The sequence below is a fragment of the Streptomyces sp. NPDC098101 genome (assembly GCF_044760185.1).
Taxonomy (GTDB): domain Bacteria; phylum Actinomycetota; class Actinomycetes; order Streptomycetales; family Streptomycetaceae; genus Streptomyces.
This window is the reverse complement of the sequence record NZ_JBIWAS010000006.1, coordinates 209275-226860: the sequence shown is the minus strand read 5'-3', so window position 1 is coordinate 226860 and position 17586 is coordinate 209275. Positions and strand designations below refer to the sequence as shown.

Here is a 17586-nt window from a genome sequence, read left to right as displayed (position 1 = left end):
GCCTCACAAGCGTTCGAAGGAGCGGCGCAGTTCCCAGTCGGTCACCGCGGCGTCGAAGGCGTCGAGTTCGACACGGGCCATGTTGCGGTAGTGGGCGACGACCTCGGGGCCGAAGGCGGCCTTGGCGATCTCGCTGGTCTCCCAGAGTTCGGCGGCCTCGCGCAGGGTGGTGGGGACGTGGGCGTAGTCGGCGGCGTAGGCGTTCCCCGTACAGGGCTCGGGCAGTTCGAGGCGCTGCTCGATGCCGTGGAGGCCGGCGGCGACCAGGCCCGCGACGGCGAGGTAGGGGTTGACGTCGCCGCCGGGGAGGCGGTTCTCGAAGCGGGTGGAGCGGCCGTGGCCGACGACCCGGAGGGCGCAGGTGCGGTTGTCGTGGCCCCAGGCGACGGCGGTGGGGGCGAAGGAGCCGGGCTGGAAGCGCTTGTAGGAGTTGATGTTGGGGGCGTAGAGGAGAGAGAAGTCGCGGAGGGCGGCGAGCTGTCCGGCGAGGAAGTGCCGCATGGTCTCGGACATGCCGTGCTCGTCGTCCCCGGCCATCACGTTCGTGCCCTCGGCGTCCTGGAGGGAGAGGTGGATGTGGCAGGAGTTGCCCTCGCGCTCGTTGTACTTCGCCATGAAGGTGAGCGAGCAGCCCTCCTGGGCGGCGATCTCCTTGGCGCCCGTCTTGTAGACGGCGTGCTGGTCGCAGGTGACGAGGGCCTCGTCGTACTTGAAGGCGATCTCGTGCTGGCCGGGGTTGCACTCGCCCTTGGCGGACTCGACGGTGAGCCCGGCGGCGGTCATCTCGTTGCGGATGCGGCGCAGCAGGGGTTCGACGCGGCCGGTGCCGAGGACGGAGTAGTCGATGTTGTACTGGTTGGCGGGGGTGAGGCCGCGGTAGTTCGCGTCCCAGGCCTGCTCGTAGCTGTCCCTGAAGACGATGAACTCCAGCTCGGTGCCGACGTGGGCGGTGAGCCCGTGCTCGGCGAGGCGCGCGAGCTGGCGGCGCAGGATCTGGCGGGGCGCGGCGACGACGGGGGTGCCGTCGCCCCAGGCGAGGTCGGCCGTCACCATGGCGGTGGCCTCGTTCCAGGGGAGGCGCCGGAGGGTGGTGAGGTCGGGGTGCATGGCGAAGTCGCCGTAGCCGCGGTCCCAGGAGGACATCTCGTAGCCGTCGACGGTGTTCATCTCGGTGTCGACGGCCAGGAGGTAGTTGCAGCCCTCGGTGCCGTGGCCGAGGACGTCGTCCAGGAAGAACTGCGCGGCGAACCTCTTGCCCTGGAGCCGCCCCTGCATGTCGGGGAAGGCGAGGACTACGGTGTCGATCTCGCCGCTCGCGACGAGGGCGCGCAGCCCCTCGACGTCGAGCGGGGGTGTGCGGTCTGCCACGGGATTGCTCCTCCTTCGGCCTGCCGGAAGCCATAAGGTATTGCGGAAGACCATTGCTTGGGAAGTGCCGGCGGAAAGGAAACGAGAACGTGGCCAGTACGAGTGAATCGGCGGACCGGTTGACGCCCGTGCTGCGGCCGGTGCGGGCGGGCAACGGGTTCGAGGAGGCCCTGGAGCAGATCCTCCAGGTGGTGCGGCTCGGTCTGGTGCCGGACGGGGAGCGGCTGCCCGCCGAGCGGGAGCTGGCCGACCGGATGGGGATCAGCCGGGTGACCCTGCGCGAGGTCCTGAAGGTCCTCCAGGAGCAGGGGCTCGTGGAGAGCCGGCGCGGCCGGTACGGCGGGACGTTCGTACTGCCCCGGACGCGGACGGGCGACGAGGACGAGCTGCGCCGCCGGATCGCCTCGGTCGACATGGAGGACACCCTGCGCTTCCGGGAGGTCCTGGAGGTGGGGGCCGCCGGGCTCTGCGCGGCCCACGGGCTCGGCGCGGCGGGCGCCGGGCGGCTGCGGTCCGCCCTCGCGGCGACCCACGACGCCCCGCTCGGCGACTACCGGCGCCAGGACACCCTGCTCCACCTCACGCTCGCGGAGCTGTCCGGCTCGCCGACCCTGACGGCCCAGTACGCGGCGGTCCGGGCGACCGTGAACGACCTGCTCGACTGCATCCCGCTGCTCGTGCGGAACCTGGAGCACTCCCAGCACCAGCACACCGCGCTCGTGGAGGCGGTCCTCGACGGGGACGCGGACGCGGCGCGCGAGGTGATGCGGGAGCACTGCGCGGGCACGGCGGCGCTGCTGCGGGGCTTCCTGACGTGAGCGGAGCCCCGGTCGGCCGGTCCCCGTAACCCGAAAGTAACGCACGGGGGTTGCGTTCCCGCCAGGACCGGCGCAAAGGTATGGCCTCAATCCATTGGGCCCGTTGCGGGGAGCTGACGCTGCCATGACGCTCGAAGACACGACCGGGAGCACGTCCGGGAAGACGCCCGGAGGCACGTCCGGGGGCGGCGCCCCGGAGGACGACTACCTGAAGCGGCGGGCGCTGCGCCGCGGCAGCGCCGGCTGGCTGCTGCTCACCGGCCTCGGCGTCGCCTACGTCGTCTCCGGGGACTTCTCCGGCTGGAACGTCGGCCTGTCGAAGGGCGGCTTCGGCGGACTCGCCGTCGCCACCGTCCTGATGGGCGCGATGTACGCCTGTCTGGTCTTCGCGCTCGCCGAGCTCTCCGCCATCCTGCCGACGGCGGGCGGCGGTTACGGCTTCGCCCGCCGGGCGCTCGGCACCTGGGGCGGCTTCCTCACCGGCACCGCGATCCTCATCGAGTACATCCTCGCCCCCGCCGCGATCTCCATCTTCATCGGCGACTACGTCGAGTCCCTGGGGCTCTTCGGCCTGGAGTCAGGCTGGCCGGTCTACCTGGTCTGCTTCGCGCTCTTCATCGGGATCCACCTGTGGGGCGTGGGCGAGGCGCTGCGGTTCAGCCTGGTGGTGACGGCGATCGCGGTCGCGGCCCTGGTCGTCTTCGCGCTCGGCGCGTTCACCGAATTCCGCGCGGACGGACTGAACGACATCCCGGTGGACGGCGAGGCCTTCGGGTCGAACTCCTGGCTGCCGTTCGGGCTGCTCGGGATCTGGGCCGCGTTCCCCTTCGGCATGTGGTTCTTCCTCGGCGTCGAAGGGGTGCCGCTGGCCGCCGAGGAGGCGAAGGACCCGGTCAGGGCGATGCCGAAGGCGCTGGCGATCTCGCTGGGCGTCCTGGTGCTGCTCGCCGTCATGACCTTCTTCGCCGCCACCGGGGCGCGCGGCGCGGCCGCCATCCAGGAGGCCGGGAACCCGCTGGTCGTGGCGCTCCAGGGCGACGGGGAGCCGACGGCGCTCAGCCGGTTCGTGAACTACGCGGGCCTGGCGGGTCTGGTCGCCTCCTTCTTCTCCCTCATCTACGCGGGCTCGCGCCAGCTGTTCGCCCTCTCCCGGGCGGGCTACCTGCCCCGCTTCCTCTCCCTGACCAGCCGCCGCAAGTCGCCCTACCTGGGGCTCCTCGTCCCGGGCGCGATCGGCTTCGCGCTCGCGGCCGGCACCGGGGACGGGGCGCGGATGCTGAACATCGCGGTCTTCGGCGCCACCATCTCGTACGCCCTGATGGCGCTCTCGCACATCGTGCTGCGCCGCCGCGAGCCGGGCCTGCACCGGCCGTACCGCACGCCGGGCGGGATCGCGACCTCGTCGACGGCCTTCGTCCTGGCCCTGTCGGCCCTGGTGGCGACCTTCCTGGTGGACCGGACGGCGGCGCTCATGGCGCTCGGGGTGTACGTCGTCGCCCTCGCCTACTTCGCGTTCTACAGTCGGCACCACCTGGTGGCCAAGGCGCCCGAGGAGGAGTTCGCGGCACTCGCCGCGGCCGAGGCCGAACTCGAACGCGGCTGACGTCCCGACCTTTCTGGAGGAGTTGTCGTGTCCAAGCCGCTGATCGGCGTGACCACCTATCTGGACCGGGCCCGCTGGGGGGTGTGGGACATGGAGGCCGCGCTGCTCCCGGCCCCGTACCCCCGGCTCGTACGGGAGGCCGGGGGGCTCGCGGTGATGCTCCCGCCGGACGCCCCGGACGCCGCCGCGGCGGTCGTGGCCCGGCTCGACGGCCTGGTCGTGGCGGGCGGGGCGGACGTGGAGCCCGTACGGTACGGGGCCGAGCCCGACCCCCGGACCGGTCCTCCGGCCAGGGAGCGGGACTCCTGGGAGCTGGCCCTGGTCGACGCGGCCCTCGCCGCCGGGACCCCGCTCCTGGGCGTCTGCCGGGGGATGCAGCTCCTGAACGTGGCCCTCGGGGGCACGCTGGTCCAGCACTTGGACGGGCACGTGGAGGCGGTCGGGGTGATCGGCCGGCACCCGGTCAAGCCGGTGCCGGGCACGCTCTACGCCTCCCTGGTGCCGGAGCTCGCCGAGGTGCCGACCTACCACCACCAGGCCGTGGACCGGCTGGGCGCGGGGCTCGCGGCCTCGGCCCACGCGGAGGACGGCACGGTGGAGGCGGTGGAGCTGGCCGCCCCCGCCTGGGCCCTCGGCGTGCAGTGGCACCCGGAGATGGGCGAGGACACGCGCGTGATGCGGGGGCTGGTCCGGGCGGCGGCGGCCCGTGGGCGTTCCTGATCAGGCGGCCGCGCGGGCGGCGAGGACCGTGCGGTCGCCCCGCATCAGGACGGCGTAGAGGGCGGCGGAGAGGAGCGTGCCGACGGGCAGGGAGAGGTCGAGGCCGCCGAGGGCCGCGGCGACCGGGCCGGTGTAGAGGGTGTTGACGCACAGGGACGCGGCGGCGACGCCGGCGACCAGGGCGAGCGCCCCGGCCCGGTTGACCCCGGCGGTGTACCAGAAGGGGCCGCCGGGGGTCTCGTCGGAGAGCGCCGCGCCGTCGTAGCGGCAGCGGCGCAGCAGGACGTCGGTGGCGTACACGGCCATCAGGGGGCCGACCAGGACCGTGATCATCTGGAGGGCGTTGCTGACGGTGTCCAGGAAGCCGGAGACGAGCACGCCGTACAGGGTCAGGGCGACGGCCACGGCGCCGTCGAGGAGGACGCTGACGGAGCGGCGGACGCGCAGGCCGACGGCCTGGAGCGCGAGTCCGGCGCTGTAGGCGGTCAGGGCGTTGATGGCGATGGTGCCGAGGACCAGGGCGAGCAGGAAGACCGGCACGAACCAGCCGGGCAGGAGTTCCTGGAGCGCGGTCTGCGGGTCGGTCATGTCGACGGCGGTGGCCGCGAGGGCGCCGAGCGAACAGACGAGGACGCTGGGCAGGAAGGCGCCGAGGGCGGTCCAGCCGACGATCGCCCGCTTCGACGCGGTGCGGGGCAGGTAGCGGGAGAAGTCGGCGCTCGTGGTGTACGAGAGCGGGCCCGAGGCGATCATCGTGGTGCCCGCGAGGAGCAGGGACCACAGCTCGGTCCCGGAGAGCCGGGCCTCGGGGGCGTACGAGAGGTCGGCGTGCCGTAGGACGGCGAACGCGACGACGGCGAAGACCCCGGCGAGGACGAGCGTGATCGGCAGGTACAGCTTGATGATCAGGCCGTGCCCGTAGACGCTGATGACCAGCGTGAGGGCGGCGATCACCACGATGACGGCCGCCTCGACGGGGACGGTGACCGCGATGCCGGTCCTCTCCACGAGCGCGAAGGCGGCGGTGGCCGCGGCGGCCAGGTTGAGCGCGAAGTAGCAGACGGAGACCAGCCAGCCGCCGATCGCGTTGTTCACGCGGTTGCCGCGGACGCCGTACACGGCCCGGGTGATCACCTCGCTGGGCGCGCCGGCGACCGGGCCCGGGGTGGCGAGCAGGCCGGTGAGCACCCAGAAGAGGTTGCCCACGACGATCACGCCGACGGCCTGCCAGAGGCTCAGTCCCATGAGGACGAGGGCGCCGCCGATGACCAGGCTCAGGTAGTTGACGTTCGCCGCGGCCCACACGGAGAAGAGCTCGCGGGGGTGTCCGCGGCGCTCGTCCTCGGGGATGCGGTCGATGCCGTGGGCCTCGACGCGGCCGGGCCGGTCGGCGGCCGGAGGGGTGACCTGGGCGGCCCGGGAGGCCGGGTCCTGGTCGGGGATCGTGGAAGCCATGCGGCCCTCCGGAAGCGTGTGGTGCCCACCTGGTTGCTTATTGGTCGCACACTCAATAGCATCCCCGGTATGTCGTCAAGCGTCGAGCGCAAACGCGTTCGGAAAACTCCGGAAGCCCGGCGGGCCGAGATCGTGGAGACCGCGGCCCGGGTCGCCCTGACCGAGGGCCTGGAGTGCGTCACCCTGCGGCGGATCGCCGAGGAGCTGGCTGTACGACCGGGTCTGATCAGCCACTACTTCCCCTCGGCGGAGGAGCTGGTGGCCGAGGCGTTCGCCGTGGCCTCCACCGGCGAGCTCGACTCCCTGCTGCCCGCCGAGCGGCCGCACGGCACGCCCGTGCAGTACCTCGCGCGCTACTTCGCGCTCTCGTCCGGAGAGGCGTACGACGACATCAGCCGGCTGTGGATCAACGCCCGGCACCTCAGCCGCTACCGGCCCGTCCTGCGCGACCGGGTCGCCGTGCAGGAGCGCGCCTCCGACGACCGCCTCGAAGGGCTCATCCGCGAGGGCGTCGAGCGGGGCGAGTTCCGCACGGACGACCCGCGCACGACGGCCATCCAGATCCTGGTGGTCCTCGACGGCCTCGGCGCCCACGCCAACACCGACCGGGGGAACCGTCCGGAGGCCGTGACCCGCATGGCCGTCACCACGGCGGAACGCGGACTCGGCCTGGCGGCGGGGACGCTGACGGAGACGGAGCTGCCGGGGGTGCCGGACTGATCCACCGGCCGCGCCTCCACGCGGCCCGTCCCCCGCCCCCGCCCCCGTCCCCGTACTCGTACTCGTACCGCCGAAGAATCGTCCCGCACCCCTGGAGCCACCGTGCGCACCCGTCTCGTTCTGCTCTCCGCCCGTCTGCTCGACCCCGGTACGGGGGCGTTCCTGCCGGAGACCGCGCTCGCCGTCTCCGAGGAGGGCCGGATCGCGGCCCTGGGCGACGACCGCGAGATCCGCGCGCTCGCCGGGCCGGCGACCACCGTGATCGACCTCAAGGGGGCCGTCGTCACCCCCGGCCTCGTCGACGGGCACGTGCACCCGGTCAGCGGCGCCGAGCTGACGCACGGCCTCGACCTGTCGTACTGCGCCGACCTCGACGACGTCCGGGAGGCCCTCGCCCGCGAGGTGCGGACCCTGGAGCGCGGGGCGTGGCTGTTCGGCTGGGGCCTCGACCCGAACGTCTTCGGTGGCCGCCCCCTCGGCACCGCCCCCTTCGACTCCGTCCTCGACGGGGTGCCCGCCTTCCTGCTGCTCTTCGACGCCCACTCGGCCCTCGCCAGCCGCCGGGCCCTCGAACTCGCCGGGGTCGACGGCCCCCGCACCTTCGACCAGGCCTCCGCCGAGGTCGTCTGCGACGCCGACGGGCGCCCGACCGGCCTCCTCCAGGAGGACGCCGCGTGCGAGCTGGTCGAGCGGGTCGCGCCGAAGCCGACGCGCGAGGAGAGCCGGGAGCGGCTCGCGGCCGCGCTGCGCGCCATGGCCGCCGCGGGGCTGACCGGCGGGCACGCCATGGACGCCAACGGCGACAGCCTCTCCCTGTACGGGGAGCTGGACGCGGCCGGCGAGCTGGCGCTGCGACTGCGGGTGGCGCCCTGGTGCCAGCCCGGGACCGACGTGGACGGTGTACGGGCCCTGATCGAGCGGCAGGGCACCGGCGGGGCCCTGTGGCGGGTCGCCGGCGTGAAGCTCTTCATGGACGGGACCATCGACAACGGCACCGCGTGGCTGGAGCGGCCCGACTGTCACGGCGAGTCCACGCACGCGTTCTGGCCGGATCCGGAGGCGTACACGAGGATCGTCGGCGCGCTGCACCGGGCGGGCGTGCCCACCGCGACGCACGCCATCGGGGACGCGGCCGTACGGCACGTCCTCGACTCCGTCGAGAAGGCGCGCGCCTCGGGCGGCGGCGAGGTGCGGCACCGGGTCGAGCACATCGAGACCGTCCCCGACGACACCCTGCGCCGCTTCGCCGAGCTGGGGGTCCTCGCCTCCATGCAGCCCACCCACTGCTGCGACTTCACCCGCGCCGACCACACCGACAACTGGTCGCGGCGGCTCGGCGAGGAGCGCGCCTCGCGCGCGTGGCGCTGCCGGGACCTGGTGGACTCCGGGGCGGCCGTGGTCCTCGGCTCGGACTGGCCGATCGCGCCGTTCCCGCCGCTGGGCGTGATGGCGGGGGCCCGGCACCGGCGGCCGAGCCGCGACCTCGGGCAGGCGCCGCACGGGCCCGAGCAGGCGCTGACGCCGCTGGAGGCGCTGCGGGGCCTGACGACGGCTCCGGCGTACGCGGCGGGCGAGGAGCACGAGGCGGGCCGGATCGCCCTCGGCCACCGGGCCGACCTGGCGGTCTTCGGCGGCGACCCGCTGACCACGGCCGCGACCGAGCTGATGGACCTGCCGGTCCTGCTGACGGTCCTCGACGGCCGGATCACCCACCGGGCGGCGAGCGTCTGATCAGCGGGGCCGGTCGCGGGTCAGGGAGAGCAGGTCGCGGGCCGGGCCCGTGGGGCGGTGCCCCGCGGGCCAGACGGCCCGCAGGTCCCGGCGCAGCGGCACGCCCGCGACGGGGACGGCGACCAGGCGGCGGGAGGCCAGTTCCTCGGTGATCGCGAGTTCGCTGAGGACGGCCGGGCCGGCGCCGCTGACGGCGGCGGCCTTCACCGCGGTCGTGGAGGCGAGTTCGAGGAGCGGCCGCGCGAGGCCGCCGTGGGCGGAGAGGGCCGCGTCGAGGACCTGGCGGGTGCCCGAGCCGCGCTCGCGCAGCACCAGCGGGGTCGCGGCCAGCTCGGCCGGGTCCAGCGGGGCGCGGCGGCGGGCCCAGGGGTGCGAGGGGGCGGCGACGATCGCGAGGCGGTCGTGGGCGACGACCACGCCGTCGAGGCCGTCCGGCACGGCGAGGCCCTCGACGAAGCCGACGTCCGCGTCGCCCGCGAAGAGGCGTTCCGCGACGGTCGCGGAGTTCCCGGCCTGGAGCGACACGGCGGTGTCGGGGCGCTCGGCGCGCAGGGCGATCAGCCAACCCGGCAGCAGGTACTCGGCGATCGTCATGGACGCGGCCACCCGCAGCCGCGAGTCGCGCCGGCCGCGCAGGGCCTGCGCCCCGGCGTCGAAGGCCTCCGCCGCCTCCACGATCCGCCGCGCCCAGTCCGTGACGAGGGCGCCCGCGTCGGTGAGCCGCGAGCCGCGCGGCGAACGGTCGACCAGGGCCATCCCCAGCTGCCGCTCCATGGACCGGATCCGGCTGCTCGCGGCGGGCTGCGTGATCCCGACCTCCCGGGCGGCGGCCCCGAGACTCCCGTGCCGCGCGACGGCGAGCAACAACTCGAGCGCACCGAGATCGGGAACACGGTGGGAGAGATGGGGACGGGCGCCCGCGGCGTCGGGCGCGGGGCCACTGCCGGACACCGGACCGCCACCGGACGTCGGACCTCTCCCGGCCGCGGAGCCCTTGCCGGACACGGGCCCGTCCCCGGCCACCGGATCGCCACCGACCCTCGGGCCCCTCCCGGCCACCGGGCCCACGCCGGGCGCCCGGCCGCGCTTGGCCGCAGGACCACCGTCGGACGCGGAGACGCCTCCGGGCGCAGGCCCCGCGCCGGGTGCCGGAGCGCGCCCGGGTGTCGGAGACGTGTCCGCCCCGTCCCCGTTCTCGTGGGCGTCGCCGCCCCGTGTTCCCCTGGTCATAAAGCCAGCTTATGACGTCATAGCCGCATGATCCCTGGTCCGGGCGGGGGAAGGGGGCGACGGTGGGGGTATGGCAAGCGTCGCACCTCTCCGCACGGCTCCCCTCCCGGTCCCGACCGTCGCCCGGCCGGGACCACGGTTCCGGGGCGTCCGTCACCTCGGGCCGAACTGGTACGCCTCCGTGATGGGCACGGCGATCGTCGCCACCGCGGGCGCCGGCCTCCCGGTGCGCGTGCCCGGTCTCCGTACGGTCTGCGCGGCGGTCTGGGCCCTGTCGCTCGCGATGCTGCTCGTGCTGCTCGCGGCCCGCGCGCTGCACTGGATCCACCACCGCGACCGGGCCCGCGCCCACCTCATGGACCCGGCCGTGGCCCCGTTCTACGGCTGCCTCTCGATGGCGCTGCTCGCGGTCGGCGGCGGGACCCTCGTCGTGGGCCGGGACTGGACCGGGCTCCCGGCGGCCGTCGCCCTCGACGCCGTCCTGTTCGGCGCGGGGACGCTGATCGGCCTGGCGGCGGCCGTGGCCGTCCCGTACCTCATGGTGGCGCACCACCGGATCGAGGGCGCGTCCCCGGTGTGGCTGCTGCCGGTCGTCGCCCCCATGGTCTCCGCCGCCCTCGGGCCGCTGCTCGTCCCCCACCTGCCCGCCGGGCAGGCGCAGCAGACGCTCCTGATCGCCTGTCACGCGCTGTTCGGCGTCAGCCTGCTCGCCACCCTGGTCATGCTGCCCCTGGTCTTCGGGCGGCTCGTCACCGCCGGTCCGCCGCCGCTCGCGCTCACCCCCACCCTCTTCCTGGTCCTCGGCCCCCTCGGCCAGTCGACGACCGCCGCGAACAAGTTCGCCGACGCGGCCCCGGGCGTGCTGCCCGCGCCGTACGCGCACGGCTTCGCCGCCTTCGCCGTCCTCTACGGGGTGCCCGTCATGGGCTTCGCGCTGCTGTGGCTGGCGCTCGCCGGCGCGATGGTGCTGCGGGCGCGGCGCCGGGGCATGGGCTTCGCGATGACCTTCTGGGCCTTCACCTTCCCGGTCGGGACGTGCGTGACCGGCGCCGAGGGGCTCGCGGCGCACACCGGCCTGGCCGTCTTCCGGTGGCTCGCCGTCGGCCTGTACGCGCTTCTCGTGGCGGCCTGGCTGCTGGCCGGGGCCCGCACCCTGCGCGGGCTCGTCAGCGGCGCGCTGCTCGCAGGGCCCGGGACAGCGCCGCCGGGGCCTCGGCCAGCGACGGCCCGTACCAGGTGAGCATCCGCCCGTCGACGAGGGCGGCGGCGGTCCCGGGGAAGGCCTCGGGGCCGTCGTCGCGCGTGAAGCGGTAGGGCTCGTCGGGCAGGACGACCAGGTCGGTGGCGGCGGCCCGGAGTTCGTCGAGCGGAAGGCGGGGGTAGCGCTCGGGGTGACCCGCGTACGCGTTGCGGACGCCGAGGCGGGCGAGCAGGTCCCCGGCGAAGGTGTCGCGGCCCAGGACCATCCAGGGGCGGCGCCAGATCGGCACGACGGCGGTGAGCGGCGCCCCGGGGCGCAGCGGCTCGACCGCCGCCCAGGCCTCCCCGGCCTCCGCCAGCCAGCGGGGGCGGCGGGGCGCGCCGCAGGCGGCGAGGGTCCGCTCCAGCTCGCGCAGCCCCTGGTCGAGGGTGCGGACCTCGGTGACGAGGACGTCGAGCCCGGCGGCCCGCAGGGCGTCGAGGTCGGGGACGCGGTTCTCCTCCTCGTTGGCGAGGACGAGGTCGGGGCGGAGCGCGGCGATCGCGGGGACGTCGGGGTTCTTGGTGCCGCCGATCCGGACGACCTCGAGCCCGGCGGGGCGGACGCACCAGTCGGTGGCGCCGACGAGGGCGCCGGGCAGCGTGACGGCGACGGCCTCGGTGAGGGAGGGCACGAGCGAGACGACCCGCGGCCCCGCGGAGGTGCCCCGGTCCCTCACTCCTCCTCCGCCTCCACGTGCTCCCCGACCGCCACGACCAGGAGCCGGGTGCCGGGCTCGGTGGCGCGCCAGCGGTGCCGCACCCCGCCGGAGAGGTAGAGGGTGTCCCCCCGGTCGAGCCGGTAGGCGCGGCCTTCGGCCTCGACCTCGGCGGCGCCGTCGGCCACGTAGAGCAGTTCGTCGTTGCGGTGCTGGAACTCGCGGCCCGCGTCCTGCTCGCCGGTGAACTCCAGGGCGTGCAGCTGGTGGCGGCCCCGGACCAGGGACCGGACACCCTCGGGCAGGCCGGGGGTGCTCTCCCCGGACCGTACGACGTCGACGGTCCGGGAGGCCTCGGCGACGGCGAGGAGCTCGCCGGCCGTGGTCTCCAGGGCCCCGGCGACGAGTTCGAGGGAGCGGCGGCTGGGGCGGGCCCGGTCGTTCTCGACCTGGCTGAGGAAGGGCACGGAGAGGCCGCTGCGGGAGGCGACGACGGCCAGGGTGAGCTGGAGCGCTCTGCGGCGCCTCTTGACGGCCGCGCCCACGCGGGGTGATTCCTTCTCGTCCATGTCGGCTCCCTCCCTCGCGCCTCGTGCCCGTCGCGATCCTCGTACCGGTCGGTTACCTGAACCTTACGCAGCTTTGGGGCGGGGTTTCGCGTCGTGCGGAAAAGGGGTGGTCGCCGAACACGTTCGGCGACCACCTCTTTTCGGACAGGAACCGTTCCGGTCCCGTCGTATGGCTACCGCGGGGTGAGCTTCTCCGCGAGGCCGGGGTTCCGGTCGAGCCAGGTGCGGACGGCCTGCTGCTCCTTGCCCTTGCCGGTCTCCTGGATGACGGCTTCCAGGTCCGTGAGCTGCTTCTCGGTCAGCTCGAAGTCCTTCAGCCAGGCGCCGACCTCGGGGTTCTCCCCGGTGAAACCCTTGCGGGCGAGGGTGTGGACGCCGTCGCCCTTGCCCCAGCTCCCCTTGGGATCGTCGAGCTTCTTCAGGTCGTGCGCGGAGTAGGCCCAGTGCGGGGACCAGAGGGTCACGGCGATGGGCTCCTTGCGCTCGTACGCGCGCTTCAGCTCGGCGAGCATTCCGGGGGTGGAGCCGTCGACGACCTGGTACTCGCCCTCCAGGCCGTACTCCTTGAGGACCTTGTCCTTGAGGATGCCCATCATTCCGGCGCTGGGCTCGATGCCGACGATCCGGCCCTTGAACTGCCCGGCCTTGCCCTTGAGGTCGGCGAGGGAGTCGACGCCCTTGACGTACGAGGGGACGGAGAGCTCCAGGGACGTGGGGCCGTACCAGGAGCCGAGGTCCTCCAGCTCGTTCTTGTACTTCTCCCAGTACTGGGCGTGGGTCACGGGCAGCCAGGCGTCGGTCTGGAAGTCGAGCTGCCCGCCGGCCAGGCCGGTGTAGAGCGCGCCGGCCTCCAGCTGCTTGGTGTCGACCTCGTAGCCGCGCCGCTCCAGGAGCTCCTTCCACAGGTACGTGGAGGCGATGCCCTCGTCCCAGGGGATGTAGCCGATGCTGACCTTCTTGCCGTTGCCGCCGGTGGTTCCGGAGCCGGTGCCGAGGAAGCCGGTACCGCCCGCCACGAGGGCGAGGACGACGACGCCGACGAGGGCGGTGACGGGCTGCGGCCGGTGGCCCCAGAGCTTGGCGCCGGGGCGCTTGGCGGTGGCGGCGCGCGCCTTGGCGGCGGCGCGGCGGCCCAGCGGGGAGACCTGGCGGCCGAGGGCGCCGGTCATCCGGTCGAGGTACATGGCGAGGACGACGATGGAGACGCCGGCCTCGAAGCCGAGGCCGATGTCGACGTTGCCGATGGCGCGGTAGACGGCGCCGCCGAGCCCGCCGCCGCCGACCATGCCGGCGATGACGACCATGGACAGGCCGAGCATGATGACCTGGTTGACGCCCGCCATGATGGTCGGGAGGGCGAGCGGCAGCTGCACGCGCAGCAGGGTGTTGCGCGGGGTGGTGCCGAACGCCTCGGCGGCCTCGACGAGTTCGCCGTCGACCTGGCGGATGCCGAGCTCGGTCATCCGGACGCCCGGGGGCAGCGCGAAGACGATGGTGGCGATGATGCCGGGGACCACGCCGACGCCGAAGAAGATGATGCCGGGGATCAGGTAGACCATGGCGGGCATGGTCTGCATGAAGTCGAGGACCGGCCGCATGACGGCGCTGACGGTCTTCGAACGGGCCGCCCAGATGCCGAGCGGCACGGCGATCACCAGGGTGACCAGGGTGGCGACGAGGACGAGGGAGAGCGTCGCCATGGCCTCGTCCCACAGCTGGACGGAGTCGACGAGCGCGAAGCCCGCGAAGGCGAGGAGACCGGCGGCGAAGCCGCGCAGCCACCAGGCGACGACGGCCAGGATGCCGGCGAACAGCAGCGGCTGCGGCGCGGACAGGACGGCGTCGATGCCGTCGTAGAGGCCGGTGACGCCGGTGGTGACGGCGTCGAAGAGCCAGGAGAACTGGGCCTGGAGCCAGTCGACGGAGGTGTCGACCCACTGGCCGAGGGGAAGCCTAGGCACCGGCGGTCACCTCCCGTCCGTTCTTCGCGGGGACGTTCTCGGCATCGTCGCCGCCCTTCGCGACGGCGTCGTCCGTTGCGTTCGCGTCCGCGTCGGTCTTCTTCGCGCCGGGGCCCTTGGGGGCGGGGCCTTCGGCGGCGGAGCCCTTGGTGGCGGGGCCCTTGGTGGCGGGGCCCTTGGTGGCGGCGCGCCTGTTCTCGACGCCCTTCGTGGTGACGTCGTGCGCGGCGGCGTCGTGCGTACCGAGGCCGCCCATCACGCCGAGGAGGCGCTCCGGGGACACGACGCCGAGGACGGTGCCGTCGGTGTCCTCCACGGCCACGGGGTGCGGGGCCCCGGCGGCGACGGCGCACAGGTCCGCGACGAGGGTGTCGGGCCCGACGGGTCGGCAGGCGCAGCCGTCGGGGCACTCGGGCGCGGGGGCACCCGCCGCCATGACGGCGGAGGCGGTGAGCACCCGGGAGCGGTCGACGTCCTGGATGAAGGAGGCCACGTAGTCGTCGGCGGGGCGGACGAGGATGTCCTCGGCGGTGCCGAGCTGGACGATCCTGCCGTCGCGCATGACGGCGATCCGGTCGCCGAGGCGCATGGCCTCGTTGAGGTCGTGGGTGATGAAGACGATGGTCTTCTTCAACTGCTTCTGGAGGACGAGGAGCTGGTCCTGCATGTCGCGGCGGATCAGCGGGTCGAGCGCGCTGAACGACTCGTCCATGAGGAGCAGGTCGGCGTCGGTGGCGAGCGCGCGGGCGAGGCCGACGCGCTGCTGCATCCCGCCGGAGAGCTCGTCGGGCCAGGACTTCTCCCAGCCGGCGAGGCCGCACAGTTCGAGGGCCTCGGCGGCGCGGGTCTCGCGCTCGGCGCGGGGCACGCCCTGGACCTCCAGGCCGTAGGCGGCGTTCTCCAGGACGTTCCGGTGCGGGAAGAGCGCGAAGTGCTGGAAGACCATGCTGATCCGGCGGGAGCGGACCGCGCGCAGGTCGCGGGGGGAGAGCGCGGTGAGGTCGTCGCCGTCGAAGAGGACCCGGCCCGCGGTGGGTTCGAGCAGGCCGTTGAGCATCCGCAGGAGGGTGGACTTGCCGGAACCGGACAGGCCCATCACGACGAAGATCTGGCCGGGCTCGACGACGAAGCCGGCGTCCACGACGGCTGCTGTCGTCCCCTCGGCGCGCAGCTCCTCGCGGTCCGCGCCGTCCACCAGCCTGCGGACGGCTTCGTCGGGTCGTCTGCCGAACACCTTGTACAGGTGGTCGGCCTGGAGCCTGGACACATACACCTCACGGGTAGCAACGAAGAACGGCCCCGCCACCCCCGCGAGGCCGGACCGTGGAGCGGGCGGGATCGGTCCGCGCCCCGTCGCGCACGGGATCTTTTCGTTGAATTCCGTACCGGGGTTCACTCCGGGCACGCACATGCCCGGGGCCGAAGGTCGCAAACGCAAAGGTGACGCGGGTCACGAAAGGGCGGGACGGGGGGACGGGTTCCGGCGGTCCGGCGGCGCACCGCGTCCTAAGATCGGCCGGGTGACGCGACGTTTGATGCTCCTCGACACCGCCAGCCTCTACTTCCGCGCGTACTTCGGCGTGCCGGACTCCGTCCGGGCCCCCGACGGCACCCCGGTGAACGCCGTGCGCGGGCTGCTCGACTTCATCGGCCGGCTCGTCCAGGACCACCGCCCGGACGAGCTGGTGGCCTGCTGGGACGAGGACTGGCGGCCGCAGTGGCGGGTGGACCTGATCCCGTCGTACAAGGCGCACCGGGTGGCCGCGGAGACGGAGACGGGCCCGGACGAGGAGGAGGTCCCGGACACCCTGTCCCCGCAGGTGCCGGTGATCGAGGAGGTCCTGGCGGCGCTCGGCATCGCACGGATCGGGGCGGCGGGGTACGAGGCGGACGACGTGATCGGGACCCTGGCGGGCCGGGCGACCGGTCCGGTGGACATCGTCACGGGCGACCGGGACCTGTTCCAGCTGGTGGACGACGCGCGGGAGGTGCGGGTGCTGTACCCGCGCAAGGGCGTCGGCGACTGCGACCTGGTGGACGGGGAGCTGATCCTCACGAAGTACGGGGTGCGCCCCGACCAGTACGCGGACTTCGCCGCGCTGCGCGGGGACGCCAGCGACGGGCTGCCGGGCGTGAAGGGCATCGGCGAGAAGACGGCGGCGCAGCTGATCACGGAGTACGGGGACCTGGCGGGGGTGCGGGCGGCGGCGGAGGACCCGGCGTCGAAGCTGACCCCGGCCAAGCGGCGCGGGATCGTGGAGGCGGCCGCGTACCTGGATGTGGCGCCGACGGTGGTGCGGGTCGCCTCCGACGTACCGCTGCCGGAGTTCGACCCGGCCCTGCCGTCGGGGCCCCGCGACCCGGCGGCTCTGGACGCGCTGGTGAAGCGGTGGGGCCTCACCGGGGCCGTGGGGCGGCTGCTGCCGGTCCTGGAACGCTGACCCGGACGGGCCGCGGGATGTTAACTTAGGCAGACCTAAGTACGCAGAGTCAGGGAGCACGTCGTGGCAGAGCAGCCGGCCCGCAGGTCACCGAAGGCCACCGAAGCGCGCGTGGTGCACACGGAGCGGATCACTCCGCACATGGTGCGGCTCGTCCTGGGCGGTGCGGGGCTCGACGGCTTCGACGCCGGCGAGTACACCGACCACTATGTGAAGCTGCTCTTCGCGCCCGGCGGCGTCACCTACCCGGAGCCGTTCGACATGGAGCGGATCCGGGAGGAGTTCCCCCGGGAGCAGTGGCCGACGACCCGGACGTACACGGTACGGGCCTGGGACCCGGAGCGGCGCGAGCTGACCATCGACTTCGTGGTCCACGGCGACGAGGGCCTCGCGGGCCCGTGGGCGGCGCGCGCCGAGGCGGGCGACACGGTGCGGTTCCTCGGCCCCGGCGGCGGCTACGCGCCGGACGAGGCGGCGGACTGGCACCTGCTCGCGGGCGACGAGAGCGCGCTTCCGGCGATCGCGGCGGCCCTGGAGCGGCTGCCCGCCGGGGCGCGGGCGCACGCCTTCGTGGAGATCGCGGACGCGGCGGAGGAGCAGAAGCTGGAGACGGCGGCGGGCATCGACGTCACGTGGCTCCACCGGGGCGACCGCCCGGTGGGCGAGGCGCTGGTCGAGGCGGTGCGGGCGCTGGACTTCCCGGCGGGCGACGTCCACGCCTTCGTCCACGGCGAGGCGGGCTTCGTGAAGGAGCTCCGCCGCCACCTGCGCCTGGACCGCGAGGTGCCGCGCGAGCGCCTGTCGATCTCGGGCTACTGGCGCCTGGGCAAGTCGGACGAGGCCTGGCGCGCGATCAAGCGCGAGTGGAACGACCAGGTGGAACGCGAACAGGAGAGCTGAGCGGGCCGCTGGGCGGGGGTGGCGGGGCGAAGGGCCTGCCACCCCCGTTGGTGTGTGCACTGTTGGCTGTTGGCTGCTGGCCGCCCAGTAAGCCCCGGCCTGCCGGACCGACGGGGCCCACGAGCTCGCCGGCCTGGTGAGCTGGTGAGCACGGCGTACCCCTGTCGGGCCC

General features: G+C 74.0%; 15 protein-coding genes. 8 read left to right on the top strand and 7 right to left on the bottom strand.

The window, feature by feature from the left end; genetic code table 11:
- Positions 1-3: 3 nt before the first annotated feature.
- Complete coding sequence (locus tag ACIQVI_RS26490) at positions 4-1368, bottom strand: glutamine synthetase family protein (RefSeq protein WP_403600180.1); 1365 nt, start codon at positions 1366-1368, stop codon at positions 4-6.
- Between the two features lie 89 nt (positions 1369-1457).
- Between ACIQVI_RS26490 and ACIQVI_RS26485 the strand changes: the two genes are divergently transcribed.
- The 3 genes from ACIQVI_RS26485 to ACIQVI_RS26475 all read left to right on the top strand — a co-directional run bounded on the left by ACIQVI_RS26485 (position 1458) and on the right by ACIQVI_RS26475 (position 4509).
- Positions 1458-2186, top strand: coding sequence for an FCD domain-containing protein (locus tag ACIQVI_RS26485; RefSeq protein WP_351973350.1), 729 nt, complete (start codon positions 1458-1460; stop codon positions 2184-2186).
- Between the two features lie 124 nt (positions 2187-2310).
- Entirely contained in the window at positions 2311-3789 is a 1479-nt protein-coding gene (gene eat, locus ACIQVI_RS26480) for an ethanolamine permease (protein WP_351973351.1), read from the top strand.
- A gap of 27 nt (positions 3790-3816) precedes the next feature.
- Complete coding sequence (locus ACIQVI_RS26475) at positions 3817-4509, top strand: gamma-glutamyl-gamma-aminobutyrate hydrolase family protein (RefSeq protein ID WP_351973352.1); 693 nt, start codon at positions 3817-3819, stop codon at positions 4507-4509.
- Here the strand turns inward: ACIQVI_RS26475 and ACIQVI_RS26470 are convergent, their stop codons facing one another.
- On the bottom strand, positions 4510-5964 hold the full coding sequence (locus ACIQVI_RS26470; RefSeq protein WP_403600176.1) for a purine-cytosine permease family protein: 1455 nt from the start codon (positions 5962-5964) through the stop codon (positions 4510-4512).
- A 69-nt stretch (positions 5965-6033) separates the two neighbouring features.
- Here ACIQVI_RS26470 and ACIQVI_RS26465 point away from each other — a divergent pair, with 69 nt between their 5' ends.
- Together ACIQVI_RS26465 and ACIQVI_RS26460 are read left to right on the top strand one after the other, a co-directional pair.
- Positions 6034-6684 (top strand): TetR family transcriptional regulator, encoded by a 651-nt coding sequence (locus tag ACIQVI_RS26465; RefSeq protein WP_351973354.1) that lies wholly within the window; start codon positions 6034-6036, stop codon positions 6682-6684.
- A 102-nt stretch (positions 6685-6786) separates the two neighbouring features.
- A complete protein-coding gene (locus tag ACIQVI_RS26460) occupies positions 6787-8415 on the top strand; it encodes an amidohydrolase (protein WP_403600173.1) in 1629 nt (542 codons plus the stop codon).
- Here the strand turns inward: ACIQVI_RS26460 and ACIQVI_RS26455 are convergent, their stop codons facing one another.
- Complete coding sequence (locus tag ACIQVI_RS26455; RefSeq protein WP_403600170.1) at positions 8416-9366, bottom strand: LysR family transcriptional regulator; 951 nt, start codon at positions 9364-9366, stop codon at positions 8416-8418. It abuts the gene before it with no gap.
- A 349-nt stretch (positions 9367-9715) separates the two neighbouring features.
- On the opposite strand from ACIQVI_RS26455, the gene ACIQVI_RS26450 reads away from it, so the two are divergent.
- A complete protein-coding gene (locus ACIQVI_RS26450) occupies positions 9716-10885 on the top strand; it encodes a TDT family transporter (protein ID WP_403600167.1) in 1170 nt (389 codons plus the stop codon).
- On the opposite strand, the gene ACIQVI_RS26445 is transcribed toward ACIQVI_RS26450, so the two are convergent.
- The 4 genes from ACIQVI_RS26445 to ACIQVI_RS26430 all read right to left on the bottom strand — a co-directional run bounded on the left by ACIQVI_RS26445 (position 10812) and on the right by ACIQVI_RS26430 (position 15340).
- Positions 10812-11564 (bottom strand): helical backbone metal receptor, encoded by a 753-nt coding sequence (locus ACIQVI_RS26445; protein ID WP_403600164.1) that lies wholly within the window; start codon positions 11562-11564, stop codon positions 10812-10814. The genes ACIQVI_RS26450 and ACIQVI_RS26445 overlap by 74 nt on opposite strands.
- The gene (locus ACIQVI_RS26440) at positions 11561-12112 is read right to left on the bottom strand and encodes a cupin domain-containing protein (RefSeq protein WP_351974025.1); all 552 of its coding nucleotides are present in this window, start codon (positions 12110-12112) and stop codon (positions 11561-11563) included. Before ACIQVI_RS26440 ends, ACIQVI_RS26445 begins: the two co-directional genes overlap by 4 nt.
- 173 nt (positions 12113-12285) lie before the next feature.
- Entirely contained in the window at positions 12286-14073 is a 1788-nt protein-coding gene (locus ACIQVI_RS26435) for an ABC transporter permease/substrate binding protein (protein ID WP_403600161.1), read from the bottom strand.
- Entirely contained in the window at positions 14066-15340 is a 1275-nt protein-coding gene (locus ACIQVI_RS26430; RefSeq protein WP_403600158.1) for a glycine betaine/L-proline ABC transporter ATP-binding protein, read from the bottom strand. Before ACIQVI_RS26430 ends, ACIQVI_RS26435 begins: the two co-directional genes overlap by 8 nt.
- A 268-nt stretch (positions 15341-15608) precedes the next feature.
- Here ACIQVI_RS26430 and ACIQVI_RS26425 point away from each other — a divergent pair, with 268 nt between their 5' ends.
- Complete coding sequence (locus ACIQVI_RS26425) at positions 15609-16514, top strand: 5'-3' exonuclease H3TH domain-containing protein (RefSeq protein WP_403600569.1); 906 nt, start codon at positions 15609-15611, stop codon at positions 16512-16514.
- A gap of 63 nt (positions 16515-16577) precedes the next feature.
- Entirely contained in the window at positions 16578-17414 is an 837-nt protein-coding gene (locus tag ACIQVI_RS26420) for a siderophore-interacting protein (RefSeq protein ID WP_403600155.1), read from the top strand.
- The last annotated feature ends 172 nt before the right edge of the window (positions 17415-17586 follow it).